At 41.4% G+C, this 25,547-nt stretch carries 19 protein-coding genes; all 19 read right to left on the bottom strand.

Translation table 11 applies throughout. The features are described from left to right. Window positions 1-215 precede the first annotated feature (215 nt). The 19 genes from GD002_RS01190 to GD002_RS01100 all read right to left on the bottom strand — a co-directional run bounded on the left by GD002_RS01190 (window position 216) and on the right by GD002_RS01100 (window position 25,525). Window positions 216-917, bottom strand: a complete 702-nt coding sequence (locus tag GD002_RS01190) for a CBS domain-containing protein (RefSeq protein ID WP_153730490.1) — start codon at window positions 915-917, stop codon at window positions 216-218. Window positions 918-1,065: 148 nt separating this feature from the next. Continuing rightward, entirely contained in the window at window positions 1,066-1,707 is a 642-nt protein-coding gene (locus GD002_RS01185) for a class D sortase (protein WP_153730489.1), read from the bottom strand. After that, the gene (locus GD002_RS01180; protein ID WP_153730488.1) at window positions 1,700-4,135 is read right to left on the bottom strand and encodes a hypothetical protein; all 2,436 of its coding nucleotides are present in this window, start codon (window positions 4,133-4,135) and stop codon (window positions 1,700-1,702) included. The genes GD002_RS01185 and GD002_RS01180 overlap by 8 nt, the downstream gene beginning before the upstream one ends. A 24-nt stretch (window positions 4,136-4,159) precedes the next feature. After that, window positions 4,160-5,860 (bottom strand): hypothetical protein, encoded by a 1,701-nt coding sequence (locus GD002_RS01175; protein ID WP_153730487.1) that lies wholly within the window; start codon window positions 5,858-5,860, stop codon window positions 4,160-4,162. 238 nt (window positions 5,861-6,098) lie between these two features. Continuing rightward, window positions 6,099-7,418, bottom strand: a complete 1,320-nt coding sequence (locus GD002_RS01170) for a YjiH family protein (protein WP_153730486.1) — start codon at window positions 7,416-7,418, stop codon at window positions 6,099-6,101. Window positions 7,419-7,528: 110 nt separating this feature from the next. Then, on the bottom strand, window positions 7,529-8,782 hold the full coding sequence (hutI, locus tag GD002_RS01165) for an imidazolonepropionase (RefSeq protein WP_153730485.1): 1,254 nt from the start codon (window positions 8,780-8,782) through the stop codon (window positions 7,529-7,531). Beyond that, window positions 8,783-10,465, bottom strand: a complete 1,683-nt coding sequence (gene hutU, locus GD002_RS01160; protein WP_153730484.1) for a urocanate hydratase — start codon at window positions 10,463-10,465, stop codon at window positions 8,783-8,785. 169 nt (window positions 10,466-10,634) lie between these two features. Next, complete coding sequence (locus tag GD002_RS01155) at window positions 10,635-12,065, bottom strand: helix-turn-helix transcriptional regulator (protein ID WP_153730483.1); 1,431 nt, start codon at window positions 12,063-12,065, stop codon at window positions 10,635-10,637. Between the two features lie 284 nt (window positions 12,066-12,349). Next, the gene (locus GD002_RS01150; RefSeq protein WP_153730482.1) at window positions 12,350-12,991 is read right to left on the bottom strand and encodes a CoA transferase subunit B; all 642 of its coding nucleotides are present in this window, start codon (window positions 12,989-12,991) and stop codon (window positions 12,350-12,352) included. Beyond that, window positions 12,991-13,695, bottom strand: coding sequence for a CoA transferase subunit A (locus GD002_RS01145; RefSeq protein WP_153730481.1), 705 nt, complete (start codon window positions 13,693-13,695; stop codon window positions 12,991-12,993). The genes GD002_RS01150 and GD002_RS01145 overlap by 1 nt, the downstream gene beginning before the upstream one ends. A gap of 78 nt (window positions 13,696-13,773) precedes the next feature. Continuing rightward, window positions 13,774-14,628 (bottom strand): ROK family protein, encoded by an 855-nt coding sequence (locus tag GD002_RS01140; protein WP_194841428.1) that lies wholly within the window; start codon window positions 14,626-14,628, stop codon window positions 13,774-13,776. Window positions 14,629-14,759: 131 nt separating this feature from the next. Beyond that, window positions 14,760-16,829, bottom strand: a complete 2,070-nt coding sequence (locus GD002_RS01135; protein ID WP_153730479.1) for a bifunctional aldolase/short-chain dehydrogenase — start codon at window positions 16,827-16,829, stop codon at window positions 14,760-14,762. Further along, window positions 16,830-18,500: a ribulokinase gene (locus tag GD002_RS01130; protein ID WP_153730478.1), complete on the bottom strand. Its 1,671-nt coding sequence runs from the start codon at window positions 18,498-18,500 to the stop codon at window positions 16,830-16,832. It abuts the gene before it with no gap. Window positions 18,501-18,516: 16 nt separating this feature from the next. Next, a complete protein-coding gene (locus GD002_RS01125; protein ID WP_153730477.1) occupies window positions 18,517-20,301 on the bottom strand; it encodes an L-fucose isomerase in 1,785 nt (594 codons plus the stop codon). A 12-nt stretch (window positions 20,302-20,313) separates the two neighbouring features. Further along, window positions 20,314-21,783: a rhamnulokinase gene (locus GD002_RS01120; protein WP_194841427.1), complete on the bottom strand. Its 1,470-nt coding sequence runs from the start codon at window positions 21,781-21,783 to the stop codon at window positions 20,314-20,316. Between the two features lies 1 nt (window position 21,784). Beyond that, complete coding sequence (locus tag GD002_RS01115; RefSeq protein ID WP_153730475.1) at window positions 21,785-22,441, bottom strand: class II aldolase/adducin family protein; 657 nt, start codon at window positions 22,439-22,441, stop codon at window positions 21,785-21,787. 13 nt (window positions 22,442-22,454) lie between these two features. Then, a complete protein-coding gene (locus GD002_RS01110) occupies window positions 22,455-23,429 on the bottom strand; it encodes a Gfo/Idh/MocA family protein (RefSeq protein WP_153730474.1) in 975 nt (324 codons plus the stop codon). A gap of 71 nt (window positions 23,430-23,500) precedes the next feature. Next, a complete protein-coding gene (locus GD002_RS01105) occupies window positions 23,501-24,472 on the bottom strand; it encodes an ABC transporter substrate-binding protein (protein WP_153730473.1) in 972 nt (323 codons plus the stop codon). 63 nt (window positions 24,473-24,535) lie between these two features. Continuing rightward, entirely contained in the window at window positions 24,536-25,525 is a 990-nt protein-coding gene (locus GD002_RS01100) for an ABC transporter permease (protein WP_153730587.1), read from the bottom strand. Window positions 25,526-25,547 lie beyond the last annotated feature (22 nt).

Raw genomic sequence — 25,547 nt, 5'->3', positions numbered from 1 at the left:
GCAATCCCCCAGCGCCGAAGCGGGACTAGGACCACTCACCCTACACTCTAAAAAGAAGTTCGCTTAAACTTGATCAGCAACAAAACAGGATAGCTCTCCCAAAACATACCCGCCACCAGCAAAGACGCAACTGCGAGATCAGCTAAAGCCATTAAAAACAGGTTCATAAAATAATAATGTATCATCCAATATATACCGCTTTTTCTACTTCGCAATTAATCAAGCTTTAATAAATCTAACGGAGTAATAATACCGATCAACTTCTCATCCTTACCACCATTCTCCGTAATGAGTAGTGCTTCTAGCCGTTTTCCATTGAGAATCGACCTCTTAAAAAATTCTTCCGCTTCATACACAGACACCGAGCTTTTTACAAAACGATATGTATTTTTACGTTTTTCATGATTGTAAACATCAAATAATGTCGGTATTTCCCGGGAAATGTTTTCTGTATTTTGATCAGCCAACCAATTCATAATACCATTTGCCGTAATCAATCCAATGAATCTTCCTTTTTGATAAATTGGCAGCTGATTGAATTTCTTTTCTCTCACTAGTTTCAAACCTGTCGCTAATGACTCTTTCGCTTGCAATGTATGTACTTTCCTCTTGAACAAATCTTTTACAGTCAATGGGTGAGACAATTCTTTTTCAATCATCTCAATCAATTCAACGATTACATCATGCGGCTCTGCAATAGCAAAATTTAATCCCGTTCGATTATGTACAATCGCATTCCGTAAACTTCCGAACTCCCGAAGTTCATCCTCGTAACGTCGAATCAGTGCATTCTTCGCTTTTGCTTTGTCGATTCTTCGAGAGAAAGACAGGTGATTTGGCATGTCTGTTATTTTGACTAACGCCTTGTCAATTCGATTGTATGCGACAATAAACCGATCTGAATTTTTTACTGCCATCCTAATTCCCCCTTTCTATTCTAGGCAAAGTATATCATATTTCTATAAATTTCTGAGTCTTTAGGAGATACTATGTAACTTGAATCTAAATGACTAGCCTGAAAATCAAAAACCTCCAATCACCTTCGATTGGAGGTTTTCTCGTATACTATTTTATACGTTTAGCCTGTACGACAAGCCTGTATTTATTGGAACGTTCTGGATAGCAAGTAATGAGTGACATCAGAGCAATTCCTTTTTGGCGATCTAGTATTTCTACTTGTTCTGGTTTGACGACTTGGATGTCAAATACTCTATACTGCTGAATACCTTCCAATGTGTCGAAGGTAAACTCCTGCCCGACTACCATTTCATGAAGCCGATTAAAGTATTGTCCAAATAGATAGGATTGGTGACCTGCAATGGCATAGCTACCGTCCATTCTACCAGGGTCATCCATATTTTCAATTGCACCTAGCCCTTCCGCCAATGTTGTTTCATCTGCACCTAATAAAACAGGGGCTTCTAGATCAATCTGCGGAATTTCTAAAATACCTTCAATTCTTTCCATTCGTGATTTAGTTTTAGTATTCGGCGAGGAGTTTTTCATTTCCGAATAAATTTCAGAATGAGTAGCTATTGACGCTTCTGCTTTCATTGTTGAAAAAGCCTCTAAGCGCTCTGTTTGTTGAGTCGAATTCGTTTTAAGCCCTGCAGCGAGTAGCAGCAAAATAACTGCTCCCGCCACTATCAAGCCATTGCCAATCCATTTAGCAAAAGAACCTTTATGAACTGTTCGTTGCTTACCCATTTTTACTCTGCGCCCATTTTCGTGCTGTAAAGCCGCCAAACATGAGTAGCATCGCCAATACTGCAGTTAATCCAGGATCCAAAAGGCCACCTGTTGTTGGTAATTTTTTAGACGAATCAAATGCAAGCGGTTGGTCAGCTGAACGATTTGACCAATCGGTAGGATTCGCTGTGTTCCTATCAAATAATTGACCATCTTTCAATAGTTTTGGTGCGGTCATTCCGTTGTTTCCATCTAGCTTCGTTGAACCGACTGAAGCTTCTTCATTTGTTTGCTGATCAGAATCATTACTTTCAAATGAAGGTTCCTCATTTTCATCTAAATTGGGGTCTAAACGCCCATCATCCGAATCGGAAGTCCCGTTTTCTTCAGGAAGTCCTTCATTGGGCGTGTTATTGTTCCCATTTGTCTCAGGACCTTCATTTTCATTTGGATTGATAGTTGGTATACTCTCGGGATCTTTCTGTTCATTGGAACCATTGTCATTTCCAGGGTTGGAGTTGTTATCTCCATCGTTATCCGTCACGGGTGGTATAGGATTCTCTCCTTCAGTCGGTGGAGTTTCTGGCTGCCCATTATTTTCATTCGGATTCGTTGTCCCATCTCCGCCGTTGGTATTTTCATCATCCTCTCCTGAATCTGTCCCGGGGATTGTCGGTTCATTCGGATCGGTAGTTGGCGGAATTATGGCAGACGGCTTGAATGTCTCATCAGTCAAAATATCAGCCTGAATATTACCTAAAATCGGTAATGTTACATCTACCATTACACCGCCTTGTTTCACGTATGTTCCTTCATCTGTCGTCTGTATATGCTTTGCCAGAATGTCTACTGTGCTGTCTTTCAAAAGCACACCATCCAAACCGAGCTGTGCTACACCAGTTGATAAAGAAGCTTGATTTTCATCCTTCATCTCATGACGATCCAACACACCGACATGCGTCTCACCTAAAATGGGTGCTTGATCGATCGTTGCTTCGACTACGCCTCCATTATATTGAGTGGAATCTCCATCTTGCTGGATGTGTGAATCTAGAACACCGACATGCGTAGTATCCAATAAACCAGAGGCTGCTAGATCAGCTTCCACTACACTGCCATTAGTGGTATAAGAGTCTTCCGTCTGCTTCACATGGCGATCCAACACACCGATATGCGTCTCTTCTAAAATGGGTGCTTGATCGATCGTTGCTTCGACTACGCCTCCAGTATATTGAGTGGAATTTCCATCTTGCTGGATGTGTGAATCTAGAACACCTATATGTGTAGTATCCAATAAACCAGGAACCGCTAGATCAGCTTCTACTACACCGCCATTACTGGTATAAGAGTCTTCGGTCTGCTTCACATGGCGATCCAACACACCGATATGCGTCTCTCCTAAAATGGGTGCTTGATCGATCATTGCTTCGACTACGCCTCCAGTATATTGAGTGGAATTTCCATCTTGCTGGAGGTGTGAATCTAAAACACCTACATGCGTATCATCCAACAAACCAGGGGCCGCTAGATCTGCTTCCACTACACCACCATCGCGCATAAAAGAGTCTTCGGTCTTCTTCACATGGCGATCCAACACACCGACATGCGTCTCACCTAAAATGGGTGCTTGTTCAATCGTTGCTTCGACTACGCCACCATCATATTGAGTGGAATTCCCATCTTGCTGGATGTGTGAATCCAAGACGCCTACATGAGTGTCTTCAAGCAAACCAGGTGCTTCTAAATCCGCTTCTACTACCCCTCCTTTTTCTGTGTAGGAATCTTCCGTTTTCTTCACATGTTTGTCGAGCACACCGATATGAGTTTCTTCCACTACCGGCACATTTTCTATAGTTGCCTCCACTACTCCACCGTCATATGTGTTAGTAGAGTCTGTAGATTCTCGTCTCTGTTCCGCCACACCTACATCCGTTTTCCCAACGATCGGCAACTCTTCCGCTGTTACTTTAGCAACATTTGTAGAAGTCGTAGTAGATTTCTGCTGTTCCGTTTTTTCTGCTGCGATCACATCCACTTCGACCTCATTTGTCACAGGCGTGGAAAGATTTACAGTGGCGACAGCTGTGTTCACTTGTTCTGTCTCCTGCTGTTCAGCTTTTTTCACAGGCGCCACGTCGACTTCCAAATTATCAATGATCCCGTCACTTACTTGCACCTTTGCGATAGACGTATCACTTTGTTTTTCATTTTCAGTTCGCTTAGTTGGTGAAGGAATTTGAACCTTTACATCGCCTACAACTGGTACATTCTCCAATTGCAAATCAATAATTGGCTTAGTATCCTTAAGTTCACTAGTCTCATTGACTTCAATGTGTATTCCGTTTGATTCGCCTGTTTCGTTTGCCTGTCCAATAGTCGGGAAAGCATAAATAGAAGCTCCAACAATCCATGTGATTCCAACTTGTTTCATCCAATTTTTTTTCATAATCGTTCTCTCCTTTTTTATTAGTTAATTGCTAACGTATAAAAAAGGAGCTTTTTGGGGCGGTTGCCCGGGTGGTGCGTGGACCCATTGCAATGTACCAATTACATTTTCCAAATACCAGCGATTGCTGACCAATTGAACATGTAAAAGATGATCGTTCAATAAACTAGAACCTAGGTCTGTATGGGAACTGCTTGTCACTGACGACGTTGTAATTGAAGAAGAGCCCGTCGAAATAAAAGCTGCAGTAGTCGCGGCTGTTTTTTGAGTTTTTTCCTGTGATGTCGTATCGTTCAACTCTTTCCCGTTATGAGTAAACAATTCAGGCTGATTCACTCTAAATGAAGAGTTTAGGCTAACAGGCGCGCGTTCCTGTTGTCCCACGAATTGCTTGGAAACTGTTTCTTCTAACAGCAAAGACGTTGAATCTACTGTATTGGCAACTTCGTTCAATTCGTTAGACGTTGAATCTACTTGGTTCGCTTTTACCCGAAGTTCATCGGCTTTTTCGCCTTTATTCCCTTCTTTCTCTATATCGTAAATAGGCTTATGCAAAGGGAGCGGCAAAACGCCGGCATGCACCTCGTTCTGTTTGACTGGAGCCGATACATCTGTTGGCAGCTCAATCAATTTTGACGGTTTCGTTGGTTCGATCACTTGATTGACAGTCTCTGAAACGGTTATATCAACAGTATCTTCAACAGCGTCTACCGATCCGTTCACCACGTCTGTTGTTTTATCGATTACTGGAGGCAAGGCTGGTAACTCTTCAGTTACTTCTGTGAGATTTTGTAAAATCCCTTGCACCATCCCCCTCGTTTCCTCTACAATCGGAACCGTACCATAAATCGTTTCACTAATAAATTCGGTGGTGTCTACTACAACCTGTTTGAGTGGCTTGTCAGTTGGCGTTGTTACAGATGTAGTCGTGTTATTTACTAACCCCACCGTACGATCTACTGTATTTATAGCAAAATCTACCGTCTCATCTAGCACAGGGGAGGCATTCGACACGATTGGCAACTCTTCCGTCAAGTGAGTAATTTCTTTCGTTATAGACTGCACTGATTGTGTAGCGGATTCTACAACAGGTACCGTGCGATCAACGGTGTCACTTACTAGCTGTCCAGTATTTTCAACCACTTGACTGACAGCTTTGTCGATAGGAGCAGATGTAAGCGTTTCCGTAGTTTCGCTTACAAAACCCACTGTTTGCTCGGTCGTTTGATTAACAGCATTCACTGTTTCATCTACCACAGGAGTTACCCGCGGTGCTTCTGGTAGCTCTTCTATAACTTCAGTCGCTTTTCCTAAAGTAGACTGAACAGTTTCTGTCGTACTATTCACGACCGGTGTGGTATTTTTCACAGTATCTTGAACAAAGTCGGCTGTCTGAGAGAAGACTTGCTCCACAGGTTTTTCAGAAGATGGTTTCGCAATATTTTTTACAGTATTTTCTGTAAATTCAACAGTTTGCTTGACCGTCTCACCTGTCATCTCAACCGTCTCTTTTACTACATTTCCTACAGAAGAAACCGTGTCAGTTACCGTACCGACGATACCAGAAACAAGACCTTTTCTCTCCAGTTGTGCCGTCTGCTGTTCCTCTTGTTGCGCTGGTTCTAGTTCAGGTTCTACTGCTGAATTACTTACTTCAGCTTGTATACCAATAGGGGCTATTGCTAGAAATATTATAGATAAAAAGCTTATTTTCCACTTTTCCAACTTCACACCTCCTTCCTATAATAGAAGTAAGGATATTTAATCCCTTATCCCCCTCATACCCATACTACTATTTTATAAACATGCTTCATTTAATAGATTTATATAGTAATTCCGGAAAATTGGCAAATTTCATTTCATTAAGCGATTGGAGCGGTTGAACCCTAATTTATTCGCTCTTATAGACGTTCAACGAAAGAAAAAACCCCCTCATCAAAATGATAAAGGGGTCTCATTTGATCTATAACAATAAAAACGCAAGTGGAGTCACGATAATAATTGTTAAAATCACACGCTGAATCCAAATAATAATCAACTTAGGAATCGAAATAGGAATTTCAGTCGCTACGATACATGGTACGAGCGCAGAGAAGAAAATGATTCCTGAAACGGAAACGACAGCGACAATAAACTTAGAGATCAAGGCCGACTTTGCTACTAGCAATGCGGGTAAGAACATTTCTGCGATACCTAACGCACTTGCTTTCGCGACTAGCATCGGTTCTGGCACTTGCAATAAGTATGTGAACGGATAGAAAATATAACCGATCCAATCAAATACTGGAGTAAACTCAGCTAACACCAATCCCAGTAGACCGATAGATAGAATGGAAGGCAAGATCGCCATCGCCATCATCAAACCGTCTTTCACATTGATCCAAATATTCTTCATAAGTCCGGGTGCATTTGAGACCGTTTCCATCGCTTCGTCCCAAGCAGCTGCGAACCGACTTCCTGTTGGTTTCATCTCCGGCTGAGGTGTGGAACCTTCATAATATTCATCTTTCATGGAAGCAAGTGGCCAAATCCGAACTGTAATTCCTGTTACGATGAATGTGACAACTAAAGTGAGCCAGAAATATAAATTCCACATGCTCATGATGTCTAATGTTTTCGCCACTACGACCATAAAAGTAGCAGAGACAGTAGAGAAGCCAGTTGCGATGATCGCAGCTTCTTTTGCAGTATATTTTCCTTCTTTATATACACGATTTGTAATCAAAAGCCCCAATGAATAGGAACCTACGAAAGAAGCCACTGCATCGATTGCTGAACGTCCAGGTGTTTTCCAAATGGGACGCATAATTGGTTGCATAAAGACGCCAATAAATTCTAATAATCCATAACTAACAAGCAATGCAAGAAAAACGGCACCAATCGGAACTAAAAGCCCAACTGGGATGACAAGTTTATTGAGTAAGAATGGTCCCATATCAGGTTCGAATAACCAAGCAGGTCCAACATTAAATATTAGGAGTATACCTACTCCAAGCCCTACTACTTTAAACAAAGAGAAGACGATATCAACCGTTGATTTTTTCCAAGTTCCAGAAATAAATGGATAAACAGCTCCTGCTAACAAGATGAGTAATGCATAATACGGAAGGACAGCGCTTACATTTGTTTGAAGCCAGGTGACAATATGATCGAGCATGATTGAGTCTTTCCCACCGATAGTCACCGGTACAAAAAACATAAACGCTCCTATTGCACTGTATATAAAGAATTTCCAAATACCTACATTTGTTTTACCAGTTGCTCTTTCCTTTACCTGTTCCATTCTTTTCACCTCTCTAGTTGTCGTATATCATCGAGAAAATAACTTGTAACATCAACAAAACACTGTGTAGGGACATTTTTTCAAACATCCCTGCACAGTTTATCTACTACTCAGCCAACGATTAATTGACCTTTTTTCCATACTTTATCTACATGGTTCACACCGAATAAATATTGTAATTCACGATAACTTCCGATATCCCACATCACGACATCGCCTTGTTTGCCAACTTCCAATGAACCCGCACGGTCTTCTACTTTAATCGCGCTCGCTGCGTTGATCGTTGCGGCAACTAACGCTTCTGCAGGCGTCATGCGCATCGAAATGCAAGCCAGGTTCATAACAAGCGGCATGGAAGTCGTAGGAGAGGATCCCGGATTGCAATCAGTGGAAATGGCGACTGCCATCCCCGAATCGATCATTTGACGACCTTTCGCTGCTTCTTCACGAAGGAACAATGCAGTTGCAGGTAATAGACAAGCAATCACTCCAGCTTCCGCCATATCTTTAATCCCTTGATCAGATGCTTTCAATAAATGTTCTGCGGAAATAGCTCCGACTTTCGCGGCTAGTTCTGCACCGCCATATGATGCAATTTCATCTGCGTGGATTTTTGGTGTTAAGCCGTATTGCTTACCAGCTTCTAAAATCCGCTCCGACTGTTCTGGCGTAAAGACATCTTTTTCACAAAACACATCATTGAATACAGCTAGTTGCTCTTCTGCCACGACAGGGAGCATTTCATTGATAACCAAATCAACAAACGCGTCTTCATTTCCTTTATATTCTTTTGGCACCGCATGAGCACCCATAAAAGTAGGAATGATTTCCACAGCATGCTGTTCTTTCAAACGTTTCGCTGCACGTAGTTGCTTTAGTTCTGTTTCTAGATCAAGGCCATACCCACTCTTGCCTTCCACCGTCGTGACACCGTGCTTCGCAAATGAATCTAAACGGCGGGATGCTTGCTCCACTAATTCATCTTCAGTTGCTTCGCGTGTCATACGGGAAGTGGCATGAATCCCACCGCCAGCGTTCATAATGTCCATGTACGTCGCGCCTTCAAGACGCATTTCAAATTCACGTTCACGACTTCCACCATAGACTACATGTGTATGTGGATCGACGAGGCCTGGTGTCACCAGGCGCCCCGTTGCATCCACGATATCTGCTTCATGTGCTCGACTTGCGTATTGTTGCTCTAATTCTGCCGTCGTGCCAACAGCCGCAATTTTTCCATCTTCTATCCAGACGCTTCCATCTTCAATAATGGCAAGGTTCGACATCTCTTGACCTTTGCGTGGACCATTTTCACCAGAAATTGTCGCTAATTCTTTTGCGTGTTTAATCCATACAGGTTTCAATTATTTTCCACCTTCTAACATTGGCATATTGATTCCTTTTTCCTTTGCAGTTTGAATTGCGATATCATAACCTGCATCTGCGTGACGAACAACGCCCATTCCAGGGTCAGTCGTCAATACGCGCTCTAGACGTGCTTCCGCTTCTTTTGTACCATCTGCAACGATGACCATACCAGCATGTTGAGAATAACCCATTCCTACGCCACCACCATGGTGTAGAGAAACCCAAGTTGCTCCACCGACAGCATTGACCATTGCATTGAGGATTGGCCAGTCAGACACTACATCAGAACCATCTTTCATTGCTTCTGTTTCACGGTTTGGTGAAGAAACAGAACCAGAATCCAAGTGGTCACGACCGATAACGATCGGTGCACTTAATTCGCCACTCGCTACCATATCGTTGATGATTTTACCGAAACGAGCACGTTCTCCATAACCTAACCAGCAAATACGGGAAGGCAAGCCTTGGAATTGAATTTTCTCTTGTGCCATTTTGATCCAGTTGCAAAGGTGCTTGTTATAGCTGAATTCACGTAAGATGACTTCGTCTGTTTTACGAATATCTTCCGGATCTCCAGAAAGAGCTACCCAACGGAAAGGCCCTTTACCTTCACAGAATTGTGGACGGATATACGCTGGAACGAATCCTGGGAAATCAAATGCGCGTTCTACCCCTTCGTCTTTTGCAACTTGACGAATATTGTTACCATAGTCAAATGTAATCGCACCTTTATCCATCATCTCGATCATAGCCGCTACGTGTTGAGCCATCGCTTTCTTAGATAGACGTACGTATTCTTCAGGATTAGAAGCACGAAGTTCTGCTGCTTCTTCCATAGACATTTCAGATGGAACATATCCATTCAATGGATCGTGAGCTGACGTCTGGTCAGTCAACACATCTGGAATGAATCCACGTGAGATCATTTCAGGCAATAGGTCAGCCGCGTTTCCGATTAAGCCGATAGACAATGCTTTTCCTTCTGCTTTTGCTTCTTCTGCAATACGAATTGCTTCTTCTAATGAATCTGTTTTCACATCTGTATAACGAGTTTCAATTCGACGATCAATACGAGTTTCATCTATATCAATACCGATACAAACTCCGCCAGCCATTGTGACTGCTAGTGGTTGAGCACCGCCCATTCCGCCTAGACCAGCTGTTACAGTGATTGTTCCTTTTAGTGATCCGCCAAAATGTTGGTTTGCCAGTTCAGCAAATGTTTCATATGTTCCTTGCACGATTCCTTGAGAACCGATATAAATCCAGCTTCCTGCAGTCATTTGTCCATACATCATCAAGCCTTTTTTATCTAACTCGTGGAATGTATCCCAGTTTGCATAAGCAGGAACGATATTAGAGTTTGCGATCAATACGCGAGGTGCATTTTCATGAGTTTTGAAAATAACTACAGGCTTACCTGATTGAACAAGCAATGTTTCATCATTCTCTAATTCTTTCAAAGAACGCACAATTGCATCAAAACTTTCCCAGTTACGAGCTGCTTTACCAATTCCTCCGTAGACAACCAATTTGTCTGGGTGCTCTGCCACATCAGGATGTAAGTTGTTCATCAACATGCGCAGAGCTGCCTCTTGCTGCCATCCTTTTGTATGAAGTTCTGTTCCTGTATATTGGATTACTTTTTCAGCTGCGATATTCGTTTGTTTACTTGTCATTGTAACGACCTCCTCATAAGTTACTCTTAGTATACTAAGAAGAAATCGTTTGCAACGTTATATTTTGTTGTTAATTTTATATTTTATTTACAAAAATTAAAGGAAACCGTTTTCAATTATACTTTGTTGATTGCTTATATGATGAATTATCAATAAAATTTGAGCATTCTCATGATTGACGATATTCATTAGGCGTGAGGCCTACCGCTTCTTTAAATCGTTTACTAAAATAGGCTGGATGCGAAAAACCTGATGTTTCGGCTACTTCCGCTATAGATAAATCGGTTTCCTTCAATAAACGCTTCGCTTGTTCAATGCGTATACTGAGCAAGGTCTCTCGAAAAGACTCGCCTGCTTCTTTTGCATATTTGCGGCTTAACGTACTTTTATGCATCTTCATTTCGTCAGCACAGTCTGCTAAGTTCCAAGTGGAGTCCCAGTAGTTCATTAGCATTCGTTCTCGTACTTTTTCCACAAAGTCTTGAGAAATATTTAAGTCACTGGATGTTCGAATCAATTCACCACTGAAGGCAATGAACGACTGGATAATATGGTACATGACGGGTTCTTCAATTGTTGCCTTGAAAAGCGCATGATAGGCTTGTTCTAATTTGGACGATAACAACGAGTTGGCCATCATATAGCGGCGAATTTGCGCTAAAATACTCGTCAACCGTACCCGTACCATTCCGGGGTTTGGATAAGGTGGCTCTAATGTTAAAAAATCATATTCAAGCCATTCGCGAATACTTGTCAGTTGTTGTTTTTCCAGCATTTCAATCCATTTTTGTTGTTCAACTGGCGATAAAAACGGATCAAGTTCCTTCCATTGAAAGTCTTCTTCAATTTGGGTCAGAATATCATAGCCATCATAGAAAATTCGTTCATGGAATAATCGCATTTTTTTATAAAACGCCCGGTAGCTCAATTGTTCGTCTGCATGATATAAGTAGATCGTCAGCAAGGTATCTGATTGGTTCTTCCATTGTGAGAAAAATACACGATATGCTTCATGCAATAATTGCAAGTCGCCTAACCGATGAATAACGAGTGCGTATTCAGAAAATGGAAATACCTGAAAGGCGGTTGGAAAATCATAATGTTTCAGCTTGTCAACGAGTACGCCAAGTGCCTCCATATCAGATATTGCAAGTAAGCTTATCAAAATCGGCTGGGTAGTCACCGTATCTCGAATCAGTAAATCTTCATATGATATACTGTTTTTTTCTTGTGTTACTGGTTGGGCTTGGTCTGTCTTTTCATTACGCCAACGAAAACGAATTTGTTGGACTTGCTTCAGTAAGCGATCTGGGGGAAATGGACGAAAGAGTACATCCTCCGCTTTAAGAGAGAGTGCCCGATATACCGTTTGAAATGTTCGATCAGATGAAATACCAAGCCATAATGCATGAGCAGGCAGGTCTACGTCTTCCTTACTGATGAAATCCATGTCAATGATGTATAAGTACGCATCTTGGTGTGTACGAATTACGCTTGGTTGGTCAGTAATTTCTACGGTCACATCGTTCCATTGCGAAGTCAGTAGCCATTTGAGACCTTGTGCTTCTAACGGATCTTTTATGAGGATTAATATGTTCATTTATTCGTTCACCTCGCCGGGTTGTTGTTATGTATTGTAGCATTAATGAAATGAATGCGGGAACCGAGCGAAAGTTCCATCGTATCGCGCCAAAATCTCCCTGGACCGAGCCAAACTACGTCTGAACCGAGCATATGTTCACCTGTGCCGCTCGAAACTCCGGGAGAAGCGAGCCAAAACCCATTCAGACCGAGCGTACCCTATACATGTAAGATTGATCAACATTCAAAATAAAAAGCTGCCCAGATAGTATTCCCGGCAGCCCCCATTTATCCATCCCTAACTTATTTTTCCCTAATCAAATCTGCTTCCGTAGATTCAATGACTTCATCAACAGTGAAGCCGTCAAACACTTCTTTCAGCACTAAGCCTTTTGGTGTCACTTCAATCAATGAGCGTTCTGTAATTATTTTATGGACAACCCCTTTTCCAGTCAACGGCAATGAACATTCTTTTTTGATCTTCGGCTCACCATTCTTCGACACATGATCCATAACAACAATCACTTTCTTCGCACCATGTACCAAATCCATGGCACCGCCCATGCCTTTAATCACCTTTCCAGGAATCATCCAATTCGCCAAATCTCCTGTTTCTGACACTTCCATGGCACCTAAAATCGCGACATCAATATGGCCGCCCCGTATCATTGCAAACGACTCAGCACTTGAAAAGAACGCGGATCCCGGAATCGTTGTCACAGTTTCCTTGCCCGCATTGATCAGATCAGGATCGACTTCGCTTTCCAATGGATAAGGTCCAATTCCTAATAAACCATTTTCCGACTGCAAGATAACCGTTTTATTTTCAGAAATATAATTCGCTACAAGTGTTGGCATGCCAATCCCTAAATTGACATAATCCCCATCTTGAATTTCTTGCTCGGCTCTTCTCGCAATTCGTTCCCTAAATTGGATGGGTTTCATCAAGCCCCCTCTCCTTTCTGCCGAATGGTCAACCGTTCAATTCGTTTTTCTTGTTTCGCCTCTAGTATTCCTTGCACGTAAATGCTTGGTGTATGGATCATGGCGGGATCAAGCAACCCAACTTCCACAATTTCTTCTACTTCTGTAATCGTAAAAGTTGCTGCTGTAGCCATGATCGGATTAAAGTTTTGTGCCGTTTTATTGTAGAGTAAATTTCCCAAACGATCCGCTTTAGCTGCGCGAATCAACGCAAAATCAGCATGTAAAGCTTCCTCCAATAAATATTCCTTCCCATTAAACACACGCACTTCTTTTCCTTCAGCAATTTGCGTTCCGACTCCAGCAGGCGTGTAAAAAGCAGGTATCCCAGCACCCCCTGCACGGATTTTCTCTGCTAATGTTCCTTGAGGTGTCAGCTCCACTTCGATTTCACCAGCCAACACTTGCCGCTCGAACTCCTTATTCTCCCCTACATAAGAGCCGATTATCTTCTTAATTTGTTTTTGTTGCAACAGCAAGCCAAGTCCCCAATCATCCACGCCACAGTTATTGGATATAACCGTTAAATCCTTCACTCCTTTTTCCACAAGTGCAAGGATCAACTGCTCAGGTATTCCAACGAGTCCGAAGCCTCCAACCATTAATGTTGCGCCATCTTGAATATTTGCAACCGCTTCTAAACCTGTTGAGTAAATCGTTTTCATACGTTACTCCTCCTGTTCTTTGCCTACATATGATCATCATACGAAGATGCGGTTCACTTAAGAATGAATGGTACGTTTTCAATTTGCATTCAGTAACAACCCGCCAATTAAAGCAGAATCTTCTCCGTGACGAGGCAGAATAACGAAGTCTTCAATATCTTTAATTTCATCATAGAAATAATAGCCCCCCAACTTCTCTTGCACTTTCCTATGAATCATTGGCAATAAGTTCTTTTGCTTCATGACACCGCCACCTATTATAATTTGAGTAGGTGCTAACGTGAAAATGAATTGGCAAACACCTTGCGCAATATAATCTGCTTCCATTTCCCAAGCGGGATGGTCACTAGGAAGTTCATTGCCCTTCTGCTTCCACCTTTTATGAATGGCAGTGCCAGAAGCCAATCCTTCAAAACAATTAGCATGGAAAGGACAAGCACTTTCCATTTCATCTCCCTCTACCCGTTGTAAGGTGACATGTCCCATTTCAGGATGATGAGATGAATTCGGCAAAGTACCATTCAGTATAATGCCCCCTCCAACACCCGTTCCAATCGTTATATAAAGGAGCGTCTCCTTTTTGTCTGAAGCACTCATTTCTCCCAGTCCAGAAACCGTTACATCGGTATGTAGTCTGATCGGTACGTTGAGTTGTTCACGCAGTTGCTGTAAGAAAGGAAAGTTCACCCATGCCTTTTTTGGAGTATCTAGGAGCATGCCATAATCAGGACTGGTTTCATCTACATTTACAGGACCGAAACAGCCGATTCCAATTGCAGCTACCTGATTTTCTTTAAAGAAATTCAATACATTTCTAACAGTTATTTCCGGTGTTTCTGTAGGGAATTGAACTTTTTTCACAATCGTTCCGTCCTGTAATCCTACAGCGCAGTTGCAATTCGTTCCTCCAAGTTCGATTGACCCATATAACATACCAAACACTCCTATTCTCTTTTGATTCCTTTTAACTAGCATACCTACTTAACTGCTTGTGTGCAAAACTCTTCGTTCAAACAAGTATGATTACATAAAAAACCGCTCCAATTAAGAAGCGGCAGTTCTAATTATCTTGTAAATGCTGCTGCTACTCCACCATCTACCGTGAGCATACAGCCAGTTGTCTTCAAAGATTTTGAAGAGGAGAAGAATGCAACCGCCTCTGCAATATCCCTTGGGAAAATATTAACTTTAAGGACAGTTCGTTGTCTATAATGATCTTCCAGTTCATCCGGGTCGATATTATATGCAGATGCACGTTCTTCACGCCATTTTGAACCCCAAATAGCGGACCCTTGCAATACTGCGTCAGGCAATACAGAATTAACACGAATTCCGTAATCTCCACCTTCAGCTGCAATACATCTTGCCAGGTGCATTTCCAATGCTTTTACAGAACTATATGCAGAGGCATTCTTTCCTGCATAGATCGAATTTTTAGAGCCAATGAACACCATACTTCCACCAGCGTTCTGAGCCTTCATGATTTTAAATGCTTCTCTAGAAACAAGGAAATATCCAGTTCCCAACACTTCCATATTTAAGTTCCATTCACTTAGCGTAGTATCTTCAAAAGAGCTGGAAGTAGCAAGTCCTGCATTATTCACGAGTACATCCACACCGCCATATGTCATGGTAACTTCTTTATACGCCTGAAGGATTTCTTCCTCAACCGTTACATTCATCTTAACAGCGATAGCTCTTCCTTCACCGTATTGTACATTTATTTCATTAGCTACCTTTTCCGCTCCTTCCAGATTCAAATCAGCGATAACTACATGACCGCCTTGAGAAGCAAACAAACGACATGTCTCGCTTCCGATCCCACCGGCTCCACCTGTAACAAAACATACTTTTCTAGAAAATTCCCCCTCTTTTGGCGCCAGTGATAATTTATACAATTCCAACGGCCAATATTCAATCTTAAATGATTCTTCTGCATTTAATGAGATGAATCCACCAATTGCATCTGAGCCTTTCATGACAGAAATAGCTCTGTGGTAAAGCTGCTTGCTGACATCTGCATTTTTCACATCTTTACCTGTCGTGATCATACCGATACCCGAAATCAAAATAACCCGTGGGGCTGGGTTAAACATTTCATCTCCAGCTTCCGCATATTTTTCAAAGTATTTTTTATAGTCTTCCATATACTCAGCAATACCTTTTTCAAGCTTTTCTTTCAGCTCGGATTCTCCTTCACTATCTGGATCAAACTCAACATACAATGGTGTACGTTTCGTATGAACCAAATGATCGGGACAAGCCGCTCCTACTTGAGATAGTTCTTTTGCTTTCACACTATTTACAAATTCCAAAACATTGTCTTCCAAATCTACTTGAAGAATCATTCCTTCTTCTTGTGATACCAAACCTCTAATAGTTGGCAATACAAAATGAAGAAGTTCTTCTTTTTCTTCTACCGGAAGAGATTTGTATTTCTGTCCTCCGAATACTTCCGTTTGCTCTAACTTGTTGTCAATATAAGATTTCGCTTCATTAATGATGTCTACTGTTTTATTATAGCTTTCTTCCGCTGTCTCTCCCCAAACGACCAAACCATGTTTTTCCATTAAAACTAATTCTGCTTTAGGATTTTCTTCCACACCTTCTGCAATCATTTTTGAAAGCAAGAAGCCTGGACGTATGTACGGCACCCATACATATCGATCTCCAAAAATCTCGTCTGCAATCTCACGGCCATTCGGTGCACAACAAATACTAATAATTGAATCAGGATGTGTATGATCTACATGCTTATATGGTAAGAATGCATGTAATAACGTTTCGATAGAAGCTCTTGGATTTGCAGGATTCACCATACAATGCTCCAAATATGCAACCATTTCTTCATCACTCATATCTTCCCGCTGCATGAGTGGAAGAACATCCTCTAACTTTAACGCTGTAAAATGCTTTTCTTCCATCATGCAAAGGTCAGATCCACTGCCCTTTACCCACATTACTTCAACATCTTGGCCTTTGAAGTCTTTTTCAATTGTTTTGACTGATGTATTTCCTCCACCCCAATTACAAATTCTTCGATCTGAGCCGATTAGATTTGAACGGTATCGTAATTCTGCTAGTGCTGAATATTGATCTTTTATTTTATCTGGATTCCATTTGTTCTGTATCAATTAATTTCCTCCTTTTAATCTATTTTTGAGAGCAGTCAATCCATGCATTACGGATGAGCCATCTGCAAAATAGGCGCTGAGCTCTTTATAGTAGTGAAACAGCTCATCATAGACAGCTTTGTATTTTTCATTCGGATAATAAATTTGCTGTTCTTTTGAACTCATCTTGCTAATAGCTTCTGACACGTCGTCATAGCCACCCTGTTTTGCTCCTGCTGTCGCCGCTGCCAATATAGCAACTCCAAGTGCAGAAGCATTTTGGCATGTGTCGACAATGATTTCTTTTTGCAGGATATCCGCATAAATCTGAATGAGTAATGGGTTTTTCTGCGGGATGCCGCCAGATGTAATCAAACGATCCACTTTTACTTGATTGTTTTCAAATAGTTCTACAATCACCCGTGTTCCGAATGCTGTAGATTCCAAGTAGGAACGGTAAACTTCAGCAGGTGTTGTAGAAAGCTTCATACCTACGAGAGCTCCCGAAAGCGACATATTGACCCAAGGCGTTCTGCTGCCATTAATCCAATCCAAGGCAATTAATCCTGACTGACCTGGTTCTAGTTTAGATGCTTCCATCGACAAATAGTTGTGAATTGACATTTCGTGTTGATCTGCTAATTGATAAATAAAAGGCGGCACTTGTTCGTTCACATACCAAGCAAATAAATCTCCAACTGCAGCTTGGCCCGCTTCATATGCAAAGTAGCCTGGAATGATTCCATCTTCTACGACACCACTAATTCCGGAGACTTTTCTTTCGTGTTCGTCCAATATCAGATGGCAAGTCGAAGTCCCCATTACTACGACCATCTCTCCCGGCCCTTTAACACCCAGGCCAGGGAGTGCCGCGTGAGCATCAATCATCCCGACGCTTATGGCAGTACCCTCACTTAAGCCTAGCAATTGAGCCATTTCCGATTGCAACGACCCGGCTTTTCTACCTACCGGCACTACTTCACCGCGTAATTGATCTTCATAAACTCTATCAAGCAATGGATGTACTTCCATTAGCCATTCATTGGACAAATAACCTTCTTGTTTATGCCAACATCCTTTATACCCTGCGGCACAGCTATTGCGTACGAGTACTCCTGTTAATTGAGCTACAATCCAATCAGATGCTTCCATGAATAACTCTGTTTCATTAAATATTTCCGGAGCATCCTCTGCAATTTCTGCAACTTTTGGCAGCATCCACTCCGCAGAAACCTTACCTCCATATCGCTTGATCCACTCTTCACCTTCAGCTAAGTCATTCATTCTAGTCGCAAAACGCTCAGCATCATGATGTTTCCATAGCTTTACGTATGCATGTGGATTGTCTTTAAATTTCTCAACTTCACATAATGGCAGAAAGCTTTTTCCAACAGGGAGAATTGTCGAAGCAGTAAAATCTATTCCTACTCCAATAATTTGCTCTTTGGCAATTTTCGTTTCATCCAAAATCGAATGAACTCCCACTTTGAAGGCTTCTACATAATCACTCGGCACTTGTAATGCTGTTCGTTTACCTGGCAAAGCAATACCGTGTGGGAGCTTTTCCGTAATCACGCCATGTTCATACGCCGCATCGACAGTCGCAATGATGCTCCCATCTCCCACATCAACAACTATAGTTCTGCATGAAGTAGATCCAAAGTCTGCGCCAAGTGTATATACTTTTTCCATACAAGCAATCCCTTTCTTACTTATATAAAGGTCCGAAGTTTTCACAAGCTCTGTAGTCTGCTGCTTCTTTACCTTCCGTACCGAACATATTCCACGCACTCGGTCGGAAGATTCGTTCGCTTTCCACATTGTGCATATTGACAGGGATTCTTAAAATGGACGCCATTGTAATCAGATCATCACCAATATGACCGTACGACATGGCACAATGGTTTGCGCCCCAGTTATTCATTACGGAATAGACATCTGTAAACGCGCCTTCACCTGTCAAATTCGGAATGAACCATGTAGTCGGCCATGTTGGATCAGTTCTCGAATCCAATGTATCATGCACTTCATCTTCCAACTCCACTGTATATCCTTCTGCAATTTGCAAAACAGGCCCCAACCCGCTTACGATGTTTAAACGAGCAATCGTTACAGGCATTTCACCTTTTGTTGTGAAGTCCGAAGAATATCCGCCCCCTCTGAAATATTCTGTAGAAGCCGGTCTCCAAAGTGTATTATCCAGACAGGCCTTCACTTCTTCATCCGTAATCTCCCAGTGTGGCTTCATAACAGGCCGACCGTCACGCATTTGTCTTCCCGTTCCATCCAATGCAGCTGGACCTGAATTAATCAAATGAATGAACCCATTTTTCGCTTTCCCAGTCAACTCTTTATTCGTGACTCTCTTAACAGCCTCCGGACTCCAATATGTACGAACGTCTGCGAATAATTGAGCAGTATTTGTTAATAAATGGCCCATCGCCATCGTGACGCCATTCAGGCTATCATTTTCAGTAGCCAGCAGATAGGGAGCTCTTTTTCCATCCCAATCAAATGAAGAGTTTAGAATCGCTTCCATGAAGTCCCCATTTGGGAGATAGTCTGTCCACTGTCGTTGGCCTTGAAATCCTGCGATCAATGCGTTATGACCCATTGATTCCTCGATATAGCCTTTGTCTGCCAGCTTTTCATTTCCTACCATCAAATCTCTTGCGATTAATGCCATTTTCACTGAGGTCTTCCAATCTTCCTCCAGCTGTTCTGATGTTCTTTTATTTTTATCTGCGTTTAGATCTTCACCTTCATGAAGGTTTTCTTTTACCCATTTCAATGCGCGCTTATATTCTTCTGTATCATATATTTCCAAATCAAATCGACGAATAAATTCTGTCATATCGATATATTCATTTCGCATGCCAAGATATTTTTGGAAAAACTCTTCTTGTACCATGCTTCCCGCGATACCCATGGATACAGATCCCATGGATAGATACGACTTTCCTTTTAACATTGCAGTCGCCAATCCTGCTTTTGCGAAGCGAAGTAATTTTTCTTGAACATCAGCTGGAATATCTTCATTTCCAGCATCTTGTACATCTTGCCCATAGATACCGAATGTAGGCAGACCTTTTTGATTATATCCTGCTAAAACCGCAGCTAAGTATACTGCACCTGGACGTTCTGTTCCGTTAAATCCCCATACCGCTTTAGGCAATGTAGGATTCATATCCATCGTTTCGGAACCATAACACCAACATGGAGTGACAGTGATCGATACGCCTACTCCTTCGCGCTCAAATTTCGCTGCCGTTGCTGCCGCTTCTGCTACGCCGCCAATACATGTATCTGCAATGACACACTGGACAGGTTCGCCATTGTAGTATTTCAAGTTTTCACTCAACAACTTTGCTACAGATTTCGCCATATTCATTGTAGTATCTTCCAACGATTCACGAACACCATTTCTTCGCCCATCAATTGTCGGACGAATACCTATTTTCGGCAAATCACCAATATAACGATTTTTTTTCATTTTTTCGTCTCCTCATTTCTTTTCCATAATTTCTTCAAAGCGACTCATCGCATATGACCAATATTCCGTATCCATAGGGTCAAATTCCGTTTGATTCACAGAATTCGAGATCACTTCTCTTCCTTCTTGTAAGGAAGATATCAAGCCAATAGCTCGGAGTTGCGATAATCCATTTCCTAAAGAACTTGATTCAACTGGACCTGTAATCATTTGTTTTCCAGTTGCATTTGAAATGAATTGACATAAGTACGTATTTTGAATGCCGCCACCTGCAGCGTAAATCGCCTTGGCTGAGTATCCAACTATGTTCTCAAGCTGGCGAATAGTATAGGCGTAACTTAACGCCATACTTTCCCAAACAGAGCGGATAGTTTCGCTTATAGATTCTGGCTTTCTTTGATTTGTCTTTAAACAAAACTGTTCAATCGCTTCGATCATGGAAGGTGGATTAAAAAACACATCTGCATTCGGATCAATATACATTTTTGAAAACTCACTGTCCCGAACCAAGTGATTCTCCGTTTCATAATTCAGCGTATGACCGGCTTCCTTCCATTCTCTACGCAGTTCTTGCATAATCCAAAATCCCATACTGTTATTTTGGAAACGATATATCCCCTCACTCGTGCCCTCATTCGTGAAGCCTTTTTCAAATGCTTCCAACGTAACAATGGGGTGGTCTATTTCTGTCCCGATAACGGTCCATGTACCGATGCTCATAAAAAATGATTTATCAATCAGCATAGGAAGTGCCGATAAAGCACATGCCGTGTCATGCCCTGGAGTGAGAACGACGTCCAGCAGATCAATCCCTTCTTTTTTTTGTATTCTATTTGATACAGGTCCTATTATTTGGTGAGGCAACTGAACATCTGTTAACGGAAGAGCCCGGTTCAGAACCTTATCCAATAGATCTGTGTTCCATTCTTGTTTTCCTGTTTGAAGCATTTGAGTGGTCGAGCTAATCGTAAACTCGTTAATCGGAATACCTGTTAGTTGGTATTGCAAAAGTGTCGGCATCATCAACAGATGCACCGCATTATCAAAAGACTCTTTCTCTACAATTGCTTTCACTTGAAATAAAGTATTAATAGAAGAAACTTCATTGCCCGTTAATTTAAAAAGATCGTATTTATCAATTTGTTCCAACGTCTCGTGCATATAGGGTACCGTGTGATCGTCTCTATAGGAATACGGTTCAAATAGTAAATTTCCCGATTGGTCAATTGCACCAAAGTCCACTCCCCACGTGTCGAAACCAACACTAACGGCAGCATTACCTTTTGTAGATTGAGCTTTTCTGGTAGCTGTAAAAATCTGATTCATTAAATAGGTAAAGTCCCAATGATAGTTTTCATTTCTCTTAACCGGCTTATTATCAAAACGATGAACGATTTCACTCGTGAGACGTTTCCCGTCATAATGATGGCGAACTAATCTTCCATTTGATGCACCGATATCAAATGATAGAACTTGCGTCATATTACTCCCTCTTTTCTTGCAACAGTTTAGAGCGATAGGTTTCTGCAGAAAGATTTCGCAAATCATCACATTCTTGATCTGTTAAAACACGAGGTGTTCCGATGGTCGAACTAATATAGTATACCTTTGCCGCTTCTTCGATTAGCTGCATGAAAAAAAAGGTTTCTTTCATCGTTCTTCCAACTGTCAATACTCCATGATTGCGCATAATAATGGCATCTGCATCATCGATGATTTCTGATACCGCGTCAGCAAGTACATGAGTTGTGGGGATGACGTAATCCAAATATTTTATTCTCTTCACCATTGCCGGGAAATCGGGAAACATCGGTAAAATATCTTTACCCGATGATGAAACACCTACGGAATAAGTAGGGTGAGCATGTAATACTGCATTGATTTCATCATTTTTTCTAAAGCATTCCAGATGCATAAGTATTTCAGATGACGGTTTTAGACTCCCTAGAACTTCTCCTGTTTCTATATGTACTTTCACCCAATTTTCAGCTTCGATTTCTTTCAAATCAAAGCCACTTGGTGAAATATACATATACTCTCCATCGCGCATACTCAAGTTTCCTCCAGCACCTACTACCAAGCCAGAATCTACTAAACTTTTCGCATATTTATTAAGGTCTTTCAGTACATTAATTGTCATAATCCCACTCCTCTCATTCTTTATTCAACTTATTGAAGATTTTTTCTAATAGACTCGCTTGAGTCAACATGTCACCTCTGCTGTACGGTAACTCACCGTGAAAACGTAAAGTCTTTTGAAAGCTTTGTACTTGTTCTACATACGATTTTCCCTTTAGTGATATTTTCTTTTCATTGCTTTGCGTTTTGACATTCAGTTCACCCACATCATCGTTTAAATCCGGTCGGAATGCATGTGGAATTTTTATAGAGCCAAGTGTTCCTATGATTTCAATTTCATTATTCATAGGAGAGTGGAAACTACAATCGGCAGATACGATTTCACCAGATGCATAATGCATTTGCATTGAAACATGTGTGTCTACTTCCGCATCGTTATGGACCGAATTAATTACTTGGATAGTTTGTGGTTCTTTTTTCAGAAGATAGCATGCAGCATTAATACAGTAACACCCTAAGTCATTAAGAGCTCCTCCACCCAATTGATTGCTCGTTCGAATATCCGACTCCCAATTGTCCAGTTTGAAATGAAACTTAGAGTGCATCGTAACGACATCACCTATCACTCCCGCCTGCAACAACTCTCGACATTTTTTCATTTGAGGATGAAATCTGTACATCATCGCTTCCATAACGTATACATTAAAATGATCAGCTAATTGAAAAATCTCTTCTAACTCTTCTCTTTTCAAAACGATTGGCTTTTCACATAAGACATGCTTACCTGCAGAAACAGCTTTTTTGATTAATTCGCAATGTGTTGAGTTTGGTGTTGCTATGTATACTGCATCTACTGCGTCCATAGAGAATAATTCATCATAATCAGTAACCAAAGAGGGGATTTCAAATTTTTTCTGCATCTCGGTCGCTTTACCACTTCGACTTGCAATCGCGATAATTATTCCATCTCCACTTTCCAGAATAGCCGGAATCATTTGTTGCTCAGCTATCTTTGCTCCACCAACAATTCCCCATTTCAGCTGTTTCATGAAACCACTGCTTTCTTTTGTTTTTTGGGAAAGCAACTGAGAAATACTCGACTCCCAGTTGCTAACTTTTATTATTGGTACACAGCTGCTTGAATCTCTTCGTCATCAATATTGTTCTTGTCGTACCAGTAGAAACCTGTATCGATTACTTTATCCAGTTCCTTACCGTCAAGAGCTTCAACTGCCGCTTTTACAGTTTCATATCCAATGCCTACTGGATTTTGTGTAACCGCTCCTGTCATGACACCATCTTTAATTGCATCCAATTGTTGTTTCCCTGAGTCAAAACCAATAATCGTTATTTTACCTTTTTTATTTAATTCATTTACAGCATTCACTACTCCAATAGCAGAACCTTCATTCGATCCGAAGATTCCTTTCAGGTCAGGATGTGCCTGCATTACAGCTTTTGCTGCGTCAGTAGATTTCAAGTGGTCTCCAGCTCCATATTGAATATCTACAATTTCGATGTTCGGATACTTGGATTCGATTTGTTCTTTAAAGCCATCTCTACGATCTGTTCCTGTCACGGATGTCTGATCATGAACAATCAATGCGATTTTACCTTCTTCACCAATTGCTTCAGCCATCTTATCAGCCGCCAGTGCCGCAGCTGCTCTATTGTCTGTAGAAGCAGTTGCTAAAGGAATTTCACTATCCACACCAGAATCAAATGCGATAATTGGAATATCTTTACCGTCAGCTTCACTTAATAATGGTGAAGCCGCTTTAGAATCTAGCGCTGCAAAACCGATTGCATCTGGTTTCTTATCTAATGCTGCTTGAAGCATTTCAATTTGTTTATCTACTTGCGACTCACTTTCTGGTCCTTCAAATGTAATACTTACATCAAATTCTTCTGCTGCTTCTTCTGCACCTTTTTTCACAGCTTGCCAAAACTGGTGTTGGAAACCTTTTGAGACGACAGCTACATAAGGTTTGCCTTCTTCAATTTCTCCTGCTCCTTCTGCTCCATCATCTGAACAAGCTGCAAACAACAACGACGTAGCGAGAATCCCACTTAATAACCCAATCTTCTTCATACTAATTCCTCCCTTTTCCATATAAATTTATAATTAGTCTGATTTCAGACATCCTACCACCCATTAATCTTTCTTACGTAAAGTATCTGCATAGACTGCTAGAATAATGACCAAACCAACTACTACCGTCTGCCATTCTTGTGGAATAGACATAATTCGAAGACCATTCGTCAAGACACTCATGATGAGTGCTCCTATTACAGTTCCCACGATTGTCCCTTTCCCACCACTTAGTGAAGTACCACCGATTACGACTGCAGCAATCGCTTCTAATTCGTATCCTTGGCCAAGTGCTGGTTGAGCTGAATTCAAACGCGCAGCCATCAAAACACCGGCTACACCTGTAAATGCTCCAGCAAGTGTATAGATCGACATTTTCCAAAAGTTCACGTTGACACCAGATAACTTTGTTGCTTCTTCATTACTGCCGATAGCAAAATTGTATCTTCCCAGAATCGTTTTACTTAAAATAATTCCACCTATAATCGCCATTATGAAAAAGATCAGAATAGCGTTTGGCACTTCGATACCTGGAGTGATTGAACCTAATGATATCTTCGTGAAACTTGGATGATCACTAAAGTAAATAGGAGCTGCACTCGAAATGACCAATGCCAATCCTTTTGCAATCATCATCATGGCAAGCGTAGCAATGAATGGTGGGATATTTAATTTAGCAATTGCAAATCCACTTAAAAGTCCACACAATGCGCCTGTTAAAATACCGCCAACAATTCCTACCCAAATCGGCATGCCGCCATCTACGACAATGACCCCGATCATTACGGATGACAAGGTCATGACCGTACCAACAGATAAATCAATTCCACCCGTTATAATGACAAATGTTGCGCCCAATGCTAAAATCCCGATAACAGCCGTTGAAAGCAGAATCCCTATGATGTTGCTGTATTGAAGAAAGCTTCCTGATGCTAAGGAGAAGAAAATAATCAATGCAATCAAACTAGCAAAAGCTAAAATTTGCTGTATAGCTCCCGATGGAATCCTAGAGTTACCTAACTTCTTTTTTTCTTCGTTTACAACCGTATCTATATTCAAACGATCTCACTCCATT

The sequence above is a fragment of the Sporosarcina obsidiansis genome, from assembly GCF_009651005.1.
In the GTDB taxonomy this organism is placed as follows: Bacteria; Bacillota; Bacilli; order Bacillales_A; family Planococcaceae; genus Sporosarcina; species Sporosarcina obsidiansis.
Note: the sequence above shows the minus strand (reverse complement) of the source record. Positions and strands in the feature narration are given on the sequence as shown.